Raw genomic sequence first — 13622 nt, forward strand, 5'->3', positions numbered from 1 at the left:
AACCTCGTGTTCAGGGCTGATCGTTCTGCCACAGGTTGCGCAGGCTATCGAGACGCTCCTGCTGGGTGAGTCCCGGCAATGCGTGCCCAGGCAAAGCGCCGGGGTACTGCAAGCGTAGCCATAACCAGTCATCGAGTACCGGGCGCTCGGTAAAATCCAGCGCCAGCCCTTCCTGCAGGTGGGACCACTGCGTGTTGTAGTCAGTCCCGGTGGATCGACTCCAGTGCCAGGCATGTTGCTCCAGCAGGCAGGTTTGCAGTTTTTCCTGCTGGCGAGGACTGAGGTTTTCTTCAACCGCCAAAGGGCTGACGGCAAGCCCCGGATTGACCAACTGCTGCCAGCCCTGACTGCCGATCGCGCGGTCGGCCCACGTCCCGCCGAACCAGCGCAAATGGCTGATAGGCCCCAGCCAGCGACTCAGCTCCTGCGCATCGCAGGCATCGAACAAATAACTGGCCGTTTGCGGGTTGTAGTAACTCAACAAGGCTCGGTGATGCAGACCGAACGTGACCGTGAGCATGCGGCGCAAATGCTCCAGCAACAGCGGCGACGACACCTCGCTGGCCATCAGCAAGCCGCGCCAGAGGGGCACTTCGCTGTCACATAACCCGACCAGCGCAGGGCATGTCCGAAGGTCGATCAGGGCCGGGCCGTGTTCACGCAACGCATGCCACTCAGTGCCTTCGAACAACCAGAACCACCGGGCATGTGCAAACTTCTGTTGTAGCATCGCCCCCGCCTGTGGCGCACCCGGCACATCCAGCAATAGCCATTGCGGGGTCGCGGCGATCATGCCGCACCGCTCTGGCCAAACTGCATCGCCGCCCGGCAGGTGCAGAGGGGCTGCGTGCAATGGCTGAAACTGCCGCCACCGGGCAGCAGACAGAGCAACGTCAATGGCTCGCTCGATTGCAGAAACTCCAGCAAGCCCTCGACGTCATCTGTGGCGACTGTGCGTGGCGGGTCGACCTCCTCAGCATCGTCAACGGACGCAGGGGCGTGAAGAAACCCGGTAATCAACGGCTGATCCGGATCCCCCTCGATAAAGCTCACCACCACCTCGGCCCCTTCACTCAACCGCGTGAATGCCGCGTCGCCCAGCTCAGCGGCCAACGGCAGCCAACAGTGGCTCGGCGCCGCCCCTTCGCCCTGATAGAGCCAGTCAAATTGCACCGCCACCGGCCTGGACGGATCGGGGCATGACTCATCAATGTCGACCACCCAGGCCCTTTGCAGGCTGTGCATCCTGGGTTGCACTGCGCAATGAGGCGAAACAAAAGGCATCTGCCAGTGAGTCGCGCGGATCTGGTTGCTGTAGGACGCCGTTAAATCCTGGCGGCCCTGATGCTCGACGTGAGTCAGCAGCCAGAGATGATTCCAGTCGGCAATCGGATGGCCGGACAGCGGCATCACCTGACCGCTGCGCAGCACCGTCAGGTCCGTGCAACCTTCGGCAATCGGCGCGGTTCGTTGCCCGGCGCCCCCCAGAAGCTTGAACTGACGCACGGCCGATTGCTCACCATCTACCTGAAAGACCGCACGGTCACCGAATCGAAAGTGCTCCTGACCATCACCGAAAACCACGCAATGCCCGTGCTCGCCGTGTTCGAAATGGTAGTGAAGCCGTTCCTGGGCACACAGGCGCTGGATAAATTGCAGGTCTGATTCCCGAAACTGCGTACAGAATTCACGGGCCGGGTAATCGCTACTCAGCTCAAAGCGCCGACTCTTGCCGGCAATACCGTGCTCCTTGAGCACCTGACTGAGGATTTGCGGCACCGAACGCGCGCTGAAAATTCGCTGGCTAAAGCGCAGGGAAAGGCACGCCAGCTTCGGCCCAAAACGTACGCGGCAAAGCCTGACAGCCGGGTCATGATCACGCTGGACGAGTTCATGCAATTGTCCGTGAAAGCCGTTTCCCGCAGGCCCGAGATGCAGAAAGGCCGGACGGTACAGCAGGCTTGCAAGGTCGAGTGTCGGGTCATCGATCAGCAGATCCACGTCGAACACAAAAGGCTCGCTGATCGCTTCACTACCGGTAAACGCCAAGACCTCGAAGGGGTCGGGCAGACCCTCTACATCCAGACGAAATGACGGCTCGTTGACTGGATCGAACATCGGCGATTCTCTACAGGAGGGGCGGCCGGGGATTCTCTCCGAGAGAGTTGGCCGAGTAGAGTGCCGAAGTACAACTTAGGAAATGACCTACGCGAAAAGAAGACCACATCGCTTGGATGGCCAAGAATGTAAGTCATTTCGCTCGAAATCAGAGAGGCATCCCACCAAGTCATCTGAAATTTCCGCTACGTGCGGAACATTTTCAGACAACTTGATGGGAGCGGTGCCTTACCTCAAGAAGACAGGTAAGAGGAACGGGTCAGCCCCAGACGCAGCGCGTCGAGGAACTGGGTACGCTCGGCGGAGGTGATGCGGGCACTGGCGCATTTGTCGCGGTAGTGGGTCATCAACTCTTCCGGCGACAAGTGCACGTAACGCAGCATGTCTTCAATGGTGTCGTGGGTTTCGATACCAGCGTGGTACACGCTGCCGTCAGCGTTCTGGTAGATGTTCACCGAGTCGGTGTCACCGAACAGGTTGTGCATGTCGCCGAGGATTTCCTGGTAGGCGCCGACCAGGAAGATACCCAGCAGGTAGTCTTCACCGTCGTTCAAACTGTGAACCGGCAGGCTGGTTTCGATGCTCTGCTCGTCGACGTATTGCTTGATCTTGCCGTCGGAGTCGCAAGTCAGGTCTTGCAGCACGGCACGGCGCAGCGGCTCTTCGTCGAGACGGTGCAGCGGCAGGATCGGCAGGACCTGGCCGATAGCCCAGGTGTCCGGCAGGCTCTGGAATACCGAGAAGTTGCAGATGTACTTGTCGGCCAGCTTGTCGTTGAGTTCGTCGAGCACCTGACGGTGCGAACGCTGACGAGCCTTCAACGAGTTGTGCAGGCGACGGCACACCGCGAAATAGCATTGCTCGGCCAGGGCTTTCTCGGCCAGGGTCAACTTGCCATCGGCGTACTGGGTCGCGATGTCGCTCATATAGTGCGTGGCGCGCCAGTAGGTTTCGGTGACCATCTCGATGTCGGTCGGGCCCAGCAGGTCAACCAGCCACTGCACGGTTTCCGGCAGTTCTTCCTTGTTGTCGATCTGCGGCACGTCGTCGTTGTGCTTCTCGACGTCGGTCACTTGCACCACCAGCATTGCGTGGTGAGCGGTCAGGGAACGGCCGCTTTCGGAGAAGATGTTCGGGTGCGGCAGGTTCTGCGCGTCGCAGAACTCCTTGAGCATCCCGACCACAACACCGGCGTAATCGTCCATGTCGTAGTTGATCGAGCTGGCGTTGCGCGAGTGCGTACCGTCGTAATCCACGCCCAAACCACCACCGACGTCGATGTGATCCACCGGCAGGCCGAGGTTGCGCAGTTCGCCGTAGTAACGAATCGCTTCCTTGAAGCCGTGCTGGTAGTCCGCCAGGTTGGCGATCTGCGAGCCCATGTGGAAGTGCAACAGGCGAATGCCCTGATCCAGGCCGGCAGCGCGGAAACGCTCGACCACCGACAGCAATTGCGCCGCCGACAGGCCGAACTTGGATTTCTCGCCACCGGTGTCAGCCCACTTGGACGACGCCAGGGACGACAGACGCACGCGCAGACCGACCTGAGGCTTGACCTTCAGCGAGGCGGCTTCTTCGATCACCAGTTCAACTTCGGATTCTTTCTCGATCACGATGAACACGTTGTGGCCGAGCTTCTGGCCCATCAGCGCCAGACGAATGAACTCGCGATCCTTGTAGCCGTTGCAGACGATGGTGCCGCCCTTCGGCGCTAGGGCCAGCACGGCCAGCAGCTCAGGCTTGGAGCCGGCTTCAAGACCGATGGACACGTCTTGGGTCGCAATGATGTTCTCGATCACCGCTTCTTGCTGGTTAACCTTGATCGGGTACAGCGCGGTGTATTTGCTCTGGTATTCCAGGCGCTCGATGTTGGCGTCGAAGGCGCCGGTCAGCTGACGCACGCGGTCTTGCAGAATGTCAGGGAAACGCACCAGCAACGGCAAGGACAGGCCGCTTTTACGCAACTGGTCAACTTGCTCGAACAGGTCGATAGGCGAACTGGTCGGACCGTTCGGACGAACTTCGACGCGACCGGCGTCATTGATCGCGAAGTACCCGGCCCCCCAATGGCGAATCCCGTAAACACTGCGGCTGTCCGCAACTGTCCATTGGCTGCCATCGTCTTTGCGTGTGCGTCGTACGGACATTGAAGTCCCCTATAAAGAAGTCATAGAGCGTCGCCTGGGTTCAGGCCGGCGCAGTCTAAAGAATGAAAATGACGGTTCGTCAACGAGGGGATAGACCTCGCTGACCGCAGTGAGTTTAGAAACCGGTCAGAACAGGCTCTGTGAAAACCATGTAGACGACGCCAAACCTGAATCGGATCAGGGCTGGATCAAGCCGAGGGTGGTTTTCACAGAAGCTGCTAGCCGCCGGACTTCTTCGCTTTGAAACCGTGTTTGATCAGCTCGGCCAAGAGTAGCTCGACATGATCGCCCTGGATTTCGATGATTCCGTCTTTCAACGCACCACCGGTCCCGCAACGTTTCTTCAACGTGGTCGCCAGGTCCTTGAGTGCGTCTTCGGCCAACGGCACGCCGGTGATGGTGGTCACCGTCTTGCCGCCACGCCCCTTGCTTTCGCGACGCACACGAGCGATGCCGTCGCCGGCCGGGATAACGGTCTGTTTGCAGATGCAGGCATCCACCGGTTTACTGCAATCCGGGCAATGACGACCTGCGTCGGTGGAAAATACCAAGCCACCAAGGGCGGCGAAGGATGCGGCTTTTTTGGCCACCGGCAATCCTCTTGGGAGGACAAAGACTGGTCGCGGCAACTTGGGCAAGTGCCATCGACCGCGAAGCCCCACTCAGGCAGGGGCAGCGCTACTGAGCCAGGCAATACTGGTTCAGCTTGAAAAGGTCGCGCAGTGTAACGGCAAAAAGCCGACTTGCTAAGAGCCAATCGGCGCCAATTTATGCCTCTTTTGCGACGTCCGACCCACGGGCCCGAAGATACCGCTTCAATGCGGCCAGAGAGTCCGGGCAATAAGGCTTTTGCTGGATTTCCAGCAGCACCTGATCGATGGGGATAAAGCGCGCCTCAAGGACTTCTTCGGGTTGCAGGATCAATGGACCGTCCCACACCGCCGAAAACGCCGAACACCAGAGCCGGTTACCGGTGTCTTCGAAGAAAAAGTGATCATGGGCGGTCAGTTCCACACCGCTTACGCCCAGCTCTTCTTCCAGCTCACGGGCAGCGGATTCGGCGTAGGTTTCGGTCGCGAGCACCATCCCCCCCGCCGCCACGTCCCAGAACCCTGGATAAATGGCTTTGCTCAGCGTGCGTCGATGCACGCAGAGTTCACCGGCGGAATTGAACAGCATGATGTAAGTGCCGCGCCCGATCAGCCCGCGCTCACGCAGGTCGGAGCGGACCAGGGCGCCGAGCAGGTTGTCCTGCTCGTCAACCCAGGCGATCTGTTCGGCATCCGAGGCCGCGCGATGCGCGACCTCTCTGGCGCTATCGACCATGACTTAGCCCTGATTGAGCAATTGACGCAAATCGATCACTGCGGCGTTGGCCCGGGAGATGTAGTTGGCCATGACCAGCGAATGGTTGGCCAGCACCCCGAAGCCGCTGCCATTAAGGATCATAGGACTCCAGACCGGTTCCTGCGAGGCTTCCAGTTCACGAATGATCTGACGCACGCTGACCGTGGCGTTCTTCTTGGCCAGCACATCGGCGAAGTCGACTTCGATGGCGCGCAGCAGATGGGACAGGGCCCAGGCCTGACCGCGAGCTTCGTAGAACACGTTGTCGATCTGCATCCACGGCGTCTCGACGATTTCTTCGTCGACCTGGGGCACCTGACCCGGGGCCAGGACTTCGGTTTTCAGCGCGGTGTTGAGCTTGACCCGGCCAACGCTGGCCGACAGCCGTTGCGACAGCGAACCCAGACGGGTACCGACATCGCCCAGCCAGTTGTTCAGGTTGTCGGCGCGGGCATAGAACAGCGCGCTTTTCTGACTCGGATCGGACAGGCGCGCCTGATAACGACTCAGGGAGTTGATGCCTTCCTGGTATTCGGACTCACTGGAAGGCAGCACCCAGCTCTTGTTGTCGAAGTTGAAACGCGGCTCGGCCTTGGCCAGGTCGGCGTCTTCGGTGGACTGCGACTGCGAACGGGCGAAGTCTTTACGCATGGCACGGCTCAGGTCGCGGACCTGGACCAGCACGCCATATTCCCAGCTCGGCGTGTTATCCATCCACAGGCCCGGCGGGAAACGGTCGTTGGAAATATAGCCACCCGGCTTGGTCAGCAAAGTACCGGCGACGGTCTTGAGGGTTTCGACCGTGGTGTAGCCGATGACCATTTGCTTGCCTTCTTTTTCGGCGGCCATCTGGGCGTTCTGCTGAACCGGGAACAGCGCAGGTTCCTGGCTCCAGTACCAGCCCAGCGCAATAGCCACCAGCAGGTAAAGGCCAATCAGAGTGGCCAGCGCCCGGCTGAACAACAGGCCACCGAAGTAACTCCGGGTGGCCGATTTCGGTTCAGCGGCACGTTCAGGCGCGCTGCCCGCGCGGTTCTTCCAGTCCAGCATGGCGATATCCTTTCAATCACTTGAGTTCATCGGTTCGACCACAACCCTATCTCATCGTGCCTCGTTTGCCGCGCATTAAATCCTGCGTAAACACGACCCGCACAATGACTACGATCGACGGCCACTATAAATGAAGCACAACCTGGATCCTATGCGACCAGTCGGTCAGGAACTGAATAAGGTCGCTTTGCAGTTAATTGACATACGACACTCATGCGATGGAAAAGAGGTGCTAGCATAGAGCCACCAGTCGATCTCAGCATGCACCCTAACTAGTAGTCAGGATATGACCGAGCCAGAAGACCCCAGCCGTGAGCGCCTCAAGCACCACTTTGCCCAGCGGGTAATTCATCAGGCACGTCAAATTCTTGAGATATGGCAGCGCCTGCAACGCAACGAGTGGTCCACCACCGACTTATCGGAACTGAGCGAGGCCAACCTGCGCCTGCTGCGTTTCGCCGAACGCTTCGAACAACCTGAACACTCGCAGCTGGCACGCCACATCGGTCAGTCGCTGGAGGCTGTCGACGCCAATCGCGGACGCCTGAGCAGCGGACTGATCACCGACCTCAATCGTTTGATGCAGCGCCTGTCGCGCACCGGCCTGCGCCACGGCGACCAATTCGAACAAACCTTCCTGCCGCCGCTGCGCAAGCCGATCTACGTGATGCTGCAGGATTACGACCGCGCCGAGCGTCTGGCCAAGCAGCTGGAATTTTTCGGGCTCAGCGCGCAAGCCCTCGACAGTGTTTCGGCATTCCGCTCTTCGATGGTCGAGCGCTTGCCCGCGGCAATCGTCATGGACGTGGACTTCAGTGGTACCGGCATCGGCCTGAAACTGGCCGCCGAAGCCCAGGAAGGCCTTGATCATCAATTACCGCTGTTGTTCTTCAGCCTGCACGAAACCGATACCCCGACCCGTCTCGCCGCCGTGCGTGCCGGTGGCCAGGAATTCCTGACCGGCACCCTCGAAGCCTCGAGCCTGCTGGAGAAGATTGAAGTCCTGACCTGCGTCGCCCAGTACGAACCTTATAAAGTGCTGATCATCGACGACTCCCGCGCCCAGGCCTTGCACACCGAGCGCCTGCTCAATAGCGCCGGGATCGTCACGCGGACGCTGATCGAGCCGATCCAGGCCATGGCCGAGCTCGCGGATTTCCAGCCAGACCTGATCATCCTCGACATGTACATGCCGGCCTGCACCGGCACTGAACTGGCCAAAGTGATCCGCCATAACGACCGTTACGTCAGCGTGCCGATCATTTACCTGTCGGCCGAAGATGATCTGGACAAGCAGCTCGACGCCATGAGCGAGGGCGGCGACGACTTCCTGACCAAACCGATCAAGCCCCGACACCTGATCACCACCGTGCGCAACCGCGCGGCGCGGGCGCGCAATCTGAAAGCGCGGATGGTCCGCGACAGCCTCACCGGGCTGTACAACCACACGCACATTCTGCAATTGCTCGAAGACTGTTCGTTCCGCGCCCGTCGCGAGAACAAGCCGCTGAGCTTTGCGATGCTCGACATCGACCACTTCAAACGGGTCAACGACAGCCACGGCCACCCCATGGGCGATCGGGTGATCAAGAGCCTGGCGCTGTTTCTCAAGCAACGCTTGCGCAAGACCGATTTCATCGGCCGTTACGGCGGTGAAGAATTCGCCATCGTCATGCCGGACACCGATCTCGAATCGGCCCATAAAGTGCTCGACGAAATCCGTCGACGCTTCGCTGAGATTCACTACCCGGCTCAACCGCAGGACCTCTGGTGCACGTTCAGCGCCGGCGTGGTGGAGCTGTGTGAAAACTCCGACAGCCTGATGATGGCCAGCCAGGCAGACGAAGCGCTGTACCGCGCGAAAAACGCCGGACGCAACCGCGTGCAGGCCGCGCGAACAGCAAAGCAAAGTGCCACCTTTTCATCGGAATCGACCCATTCGGTCATAACCCTGTAACACAAACGCAATAAATTCAGGCGCTTACCATTCTGCCGCTGGTAGACCCGCGATGCGCCTGAAGCTGCTGACCAATCTCAATACCCTCCTTTTAGTCGCCGTTTGCGTGGCCCTTGGCGCCACGCTGTGGTGGTCGCAAAAAGCCCTGGAGCGCCCCTATCTATTGATGGCGCGTTACCTGGGCCTGTCCCAGCAATTTCAGAATGAAGTCGCGCGCAACATCGACGACTATCTCGCCAGCGGCGATGCCCTGCGCCTGAGCAGCGCCAGCCAGGCCATCGACAGCCTGCAAAAGGAACTCGGTGAGCTGCCGCCGGCCTTGGCCGACACCTTGCGCCCGAGCCTGTCGACCCTCGAAGAATTCAGCAAAACCGACCTGCTGGCCGCCGGCAAACTCGCGGGCGATCCGCAAGCGCTGCTGCTGCAAGCCGAACGCGAGCTCGGTGCCAGCCTCGATCAGCTCAGCCAATACGCCAGCGCTAACGCGGCGTATCTGACGCCGTTGCTCGCTGCTTCTCAGCACTTGGGCAAGTTGTCTCTGGCCCGGGACAAACTGGTCAGCAGCGGTCGCAGCGAATTGGCCGCCGATGTCGAGCGCGAGGTCAGCAACATCCGCACCCAGGCTGAGTTGCTGGGCGCCTTGCCGCTGCTCGGTGTAGCCAGCAGCAGCGAATCCGGTACCGATGATTTCGCCGCGATGATGGGCCTGGAGAACACCGAAAAAGCGGTTGCCGAAGATGCGGGTGTCGGCCTCAAGCGCGAACTCAACAGCCTGCTGACACGCTACCCGGCCGAACTCTCCCGTACTCGTGAGCAGATCCAGAAACGCACCGACCTCAGCGCCGCCACTCACCTGAAAATCGCCGCCGTGCAGCAGGCCATCGCCGGACTGGAGCCGGTGGTTCGTGCCCAGCACGGGCAGATCCAGGGCGAAGTGCGGCTGATGCAAGGGGTGATGATTGGCCTGATTCTGCTGATAGCTTTGCTGATCGACACCTTGCAACGGAAACTGGCCCGGACGCTGACCAACCTCGCCCCGGCCCTTTCGACCTGGGCCGAGGGCGACTTCAGTCGGGACATTGAACTGGGCAAGACCAATCGCGAACTGCATGACATTCAAGCTTCGCTCAATCGCTTGCGCGCCTATCTGGTCGACCTGGTCGGGACCATTCGCCTCAACGCCGAGCAGGTCGCTGGTAGCAGCCGAACCCTGGCCGAGTTGAGCAATGACCTGCACAGCGGTGCCGAACATCAGGCCGGCGACACGGCGTTGATCCGTGACTCTCTCGGCGAGCTGGAAGCGACCATTCAACAGGTTGCCGGTGACGCCAGCCAAGCCGCCGACGCCAGCCGCCATGCCGGGCTGGCGGTGGAGCATGGCCAGAAAGTCATCGGTTTGAGCCTCACCGGGCTGCACGCGCTGGTCGGTGAAGTGCAAGGCAACGCGCAAATGATCGAACACCTGGCCGAAGAGTCGGCAACCATCGGTGGCGTGCTGACGGTCATCCGCTCGATTGCCGACCAGACCAACCTGCTGGCCCTGAACGCCGCCATCGAAGCGGCCCGCGCCGGGGAAATGGGTCGAGGGTTTGCGGTGGTGGCCGAAGAAGTTCGTTCACTGGCACAACGCACCGCTGGCGCCACAGCAGAGATCCAGACACTGATCGCTGGTTTGCAAACCGCAGCGCGACAATCGGTGGAAGGCATGCGCGCCCAGGTCGAACACGCCGAAGCCACCGCCAATCAGGCCCAGGCCGCCGACGGGGCGCTGGATAAAATCGTCGGTGCAATCCAGACCATTTCCGACACCGCCGTGCGCATCGCTGATGTCACCGCTCAGCAGAGCGGCGCCGTCAGCGAGATCCGCGATCACAGCGAGCGGATTCACCAATTGGGTGGGGATAACTTGCTGCGGATTGGTGAAGGGCGTGAGCAAGGGGAGCATTTGTTGGTGCTGGGTGGGCGGTTGCATACCGCCGTCCAGGCCTTCCGCGTCTGATAGATCGCCATCGCGAGCAGGCTCGCTCCCACAGGGGCACGCATTCCATTGTGGGAGCGAGCCTGCTCGCGAAGGCGTCATTGCAATCACCGCAAGACTCCCCGCCCTGCATACCCGACCGCTGTCCGCTATCATGCCCTCACTTTCGATACGCGAGATTGTCATGCGCCGTTTGCTCTGCCTGTTGTTTTTAATGCTCGCCCTGCCGGCCACCGCCGCCGGGTTACTGGACAGTCGGCCCAGCTCGACGCTGGGCTCGATCAACAACAGCGCCGACTTCCTGCCGGTACGTGAAGCCTTTCAACTGAGCCTGGTAGAAAGCACACCGCAATCGATCAAACTGCGTTTCGTCGCCACAGAGGGTTACTACCTCTACCGGCATCGCTTTCAATTTCGAGCCGATCCGCAGGACGTTAGCCTCGGCGCCGCGCAACTGCCCAAGGGCGAGCAGAAACACGACGAGTATTTTGGCGATGTCGAGGTCTACCACGGGGTTCTCGATGTAGAGCTGCCGCGCACCGATCAACGCGCCTTCACCCTGGTGGTTACGTATCAGGGTTGCGCCGACAAAGGCTTGTGCTATCCACCCGAAACCGAGCGTTTGAGTATTGATGGCAGCACAGGTGCGCCTCCGGCCTGGAGCTGGCGCGAATTGGCGCTGTTCTTCCTCGCTGGCCTGGGCCTGACGTTCACACCGTGCGTGCTGCCGATGCTGCCGATCCTGTCCGGCGTGGTGTTGCGCGGTCAGGTGGGTGGTTTGCGCGGTTTCAATCTGTCACTCGCTTATGTGCTGCCAATGGCCATCTGCTTCGCCCTGCTTGGGGCGTTGATGGGGATGTTCGGCGCACAACTCAATCTTCAGGCGCGGCTGCAATCAGCATGGGTGCTGGTGCCATTCGCGATGTTTTTTGCGCTGTTTGCCTTGGCAATGTTTGGCGTCTTCGAACTCAAGCTGCCTCACGCCATCAGCAGTCGGCTGGATCGGATTGCCGGTCGCACCGAGGGTGGCTCGTTGTGGGGCGCCGCCGTGCTGGGCGTGGTTTCCAGCCTGTTGGTGTCACCCTGCGTCTCGGCACCGCTGGCCGGCGCGTTGCTGTACATCAGCGCCAGCGGCGATGCATTGGGCGGTGGTCTGAAATTGTTCATGCTTGGCCTGGGCATGGGCGCCCCGCTGTTGCTGGTCGCCACCGGTGGCGCCGCCTGGTTGCCGAAAAGCGGCCCTTGGCTGATCTATGTGAAAAACGCGATTGGCGTTTTGTTGCTGGGGCTGGCGATCGGTCTGCTCAGTCGAGTACTGCCGGGCCAGATCACGTTGCTGCTGATCGGCTTGCTGGCCGGTGGCGTCGGGTTGTTCATGGGGGCGCTGGAGTTCGTCTACAAACCACCGAGAAAACGCCTGGGCCAGTTGCTGGGAATGTTCCTGCTGTTTTATGCGCTGGCGTGTTGGTATGGAGCGTTCAGCGGCCAGACCGACCCGCTCAATCCGATAGGCCAGCCGCGCACGGTTACCGGCAACGAGCAACCGCAAAACACCAGCACCTGGCAAACCATCAGCACCCCGGCTGACCTGGACCGCGTCCTCGCCGAAGCCAAATCATCGGGCACCCCGCTGCTGCTCGACTGGTACGCCGACTGGTGCATCAGTTGCAAAGTCATCGAACATGAAGTGCTCAACGACGCCAAGGTCGTCGAACGCCTCAAAGGCTATCGCCTGATCCGCTTCGACATCACCGCCAGTAACGCCGAGCAACGCGCCTTGCTCGACCGCTACAAACTGTTCGGCCCGCCAGCGCTGATGTTTTTCGGCAAGGACGGCGTCGAACACACCGATGTGCGGGTGATCGGCGAGATCAACGCCTCCGACTTCGCCGAACGTGTTGCGAAAGCAAATGACCGGATTTAATAACCCGGTCACATATTTCGCGCAAACATCGGCCATCGTGCTGGCTATTGCATAGAACTGGACAGTCACAAAGGCTTTGCGGCATAGTCGCCGGGTTCTGACAATTGCACACAGATCACAAGGAACAGCAGATGGCGACGCTACTGGTTCTGCACGGACCCAACCTGAACATGCTCGGCACCCGTGAACCGGGCACCTACGGCGCTACGACACTGGCGCAGATCAACCAGGACCTGGAACGCCGTGCCCGTGAAGCCGGCCACCACTTGCTGCACCTGCAAAGCAACGCCGAGTACGAATTGATCGACCGCATCCACGCTGCCCGCAGCGAAGGTGTGGACTTCATTCTGATCAACCCAGCAGCTTTTACGCACACGAGTGTCGCATTACGTGACGCGCTGCTGGCGGTGAGCATCCCATTCATCGAAGTGCATTTGTCTAACGTGCACAAACGCGAACCTTTCCGCCATCACTCTTACTTCTCCGACGTAGCGGTGGGAGTGATCTGCGGCCTTGGCGCCAGCGGTTATCGACTGGCCCTGGAGGCTGCCCTAGAACAGCTTGAAAGACCGGCAACAGCTTGAACAACAAGCGTAACGCCCCTGACCGACCCTTGGGAGTTGATGATTCATGGATATCCGTAAAGTTAAGAAACTGATCGAACTGCTGGAAGAGTCCGGCATCGACGAGCTCGAGATCAAGGAAGGCGAAGAGTCCGTACGCATCAGCCGTCACAGCAAGACCCCGGCTCAGCAGTACTACGCACCGGCTCCAATGCATGCTCCGGCGCCTGCGCCTGTTGCTGCCGCCGCCCCGGTTGCTGCCGCCGCACCTGCTGCTCCTGCCGCGCCAGTTCTGAACGGTAACGTTGCCCGTTCGCCTATGGTCGGCACCTTCTATCGCAAATCTTCGCCATCCTCGCCGTCCTTCGTTGAAGTCGGCCAGACCGTGAAGAAAGGCGACACCCTGTGCATCGTCGAAGCCATGAAGATGATGAACCACATCGAAGCTGAAAGCAGCGGTGTGATCGAATCCATCCTCGTCGAAGACGGCCAGCCGGTTGAGTACGACCAACCGCTGTTCACCATCGTTTGAACCGCG

General features: G+C 60.3%; 10 protein-coding genes and 1 pseudogene. 5 read left to right on the plus strand and 6 right to left on the minus strand.

The annotated features are described in order from the left end of the window. Window positions 1-10: 10 nt before the first annotated feature. From ABH912_RS17135 to ABH912_RS17160, 6 genes are all read right to left on the minus strand, one after another. Entirely contained in the window at window positions 11-793 is a 783-nt protein-coding gene (locus ABH912_RS17135) for a DUF4123 domain-containing protein (protein ID WP_429511205.1), read from the minus strand. After that, window positions 790-2118, minus strand: a complete 1329-nt coding sequence (locus ABH912_RS17140) for a contractile injection system protein, VgrG/Pvc8 family (protein ID WP_429511206.1) — start codon at window positions 2116-2118, stop codon at window positions 790-792. Before ABH912_RS17140 ends, ABH912_RS17135 begins: the two co-directional genes overlap by 4 nt. A gap of 233 nt (window positions 2119-2351) precedes the next feature. After that, complete coding sequence (gene speA / locus ABH912_RS17145) at window positions 2352-4265, minus strand: arginine decarboxylase (protein WP_429511207.1); 1914 nt, start codon at window positions 4263-4265, stop codon at window positions 2352-2354. 218 nt (window positions 4266-4483) lie between these two features. Beyond that, window positions 4484-4855 (minus strand): translation initiation factor Sui1, encoded by a 372-nt coding sequence (locus ABH912_RS17150; protein WP_033059567.1) that lies wholly within the window; start codon window positions 4853-4855, stop codon window positions 4484-4486. Between the two features lie 178 nt (window positions 4856-5033). Next, entirely contained in the window at window positions 5034-5591 is a 558-nt protein-coding gene (locus tag ABH912_RS17155) for an NUDIX hydrolase (protein ID WP_223432850.1), read from the minus strand. Window positions 5592-5594: 3 nt separating this feature from the next. Beyond that, on the minus strand, window positions 5595-6662 hold the full coding sequence (locus ABH912_RS17160; RefSeq protein WP_033059570.1) for a DUF2333 family protein: 1068 nt from the start codon (window positions 6660-6662) through the stop codon (window positions 5595-5597). Between the two features lie 286 nt (window positions 6663-6948). Here ABH912_RS17160 and gcbA point away from each other — a divergent pair, with 286 nt between their 5' ends. The 5 genes and pseudogenes from gcbA (at window position 6949) to accB (ending at window position 13616) form a co-directional block, all read left to right on the plus strand. Beyond that, complete coding sequence (gene gcbA, locus ABH912_RS17165; RefSeq protein ID WP_033059572.1) at window positions 6949-8619, plus strand: diguanylate cyclase GcbA; 1671 nt, start codon at window positions 6949-6951, stop codon at window positions 8617-8619. A 1492-nt stretch (window positions 8620-10111) separates the two neighbouring features. After that, a pseudogene (locus ABH912_RS17170) lies at window positions 10112-10618 on the plus strand (methyl-accepting chemotaxis protein); the annotation flags it as partial. Between the two features lie 163 nt (window positions 10619-10781). Beyond that, window positions 10782-12521: a protein-disulfide reductase DsbD gene (locus tag ABH912_RS17175; RefSeq protein WP_429511209.1), complete on the plus strand. Its 1740-nt coding sequence runs from the start codon at window positions 10782-10784 to the stop codon at window positions 12519-12521. A 131-nt stretch (window positions 12522-12652) separates the two neighbouring features. Beyond that, window positions 12653-13105, plus strand: coding sequence for a type II 3-dehydroquinate dehydratase (aroQ, locus tag ABH912_RS17180; protein WP_033059577.1), 453 nt, complete (start codon window positions 12653-12655; stop codon window positions 13103-13105). A 46-nt stretch (window positions 13106-13151) separates the two neighbouring features. After that, a complete protein-coding gene (gene accB, locus ABH912_RS17185) occupies window positions 13152-13616 on the plus strand; it encodes an acetyl-CoA carboxylase biotin carboxyl carrier protein (RefSeq protein ID WP_033059578.1) in 465 nt (154 codons plus the stop codon). Window positions 13617-13622 lie beyond the last annotated feature (6 nt).

Source organism: Pseudomonas sp. BT76 TE3572 (assembly GCF_050435365.1).
Taxonomy (GTDB): Bacteria; Pseudomonadota; Gammaproteobacteria; order Pseudomonadales; family Pseudomonadaceae; genus Aquipseudomonas; species Aquipseudomonas fluorescens_W.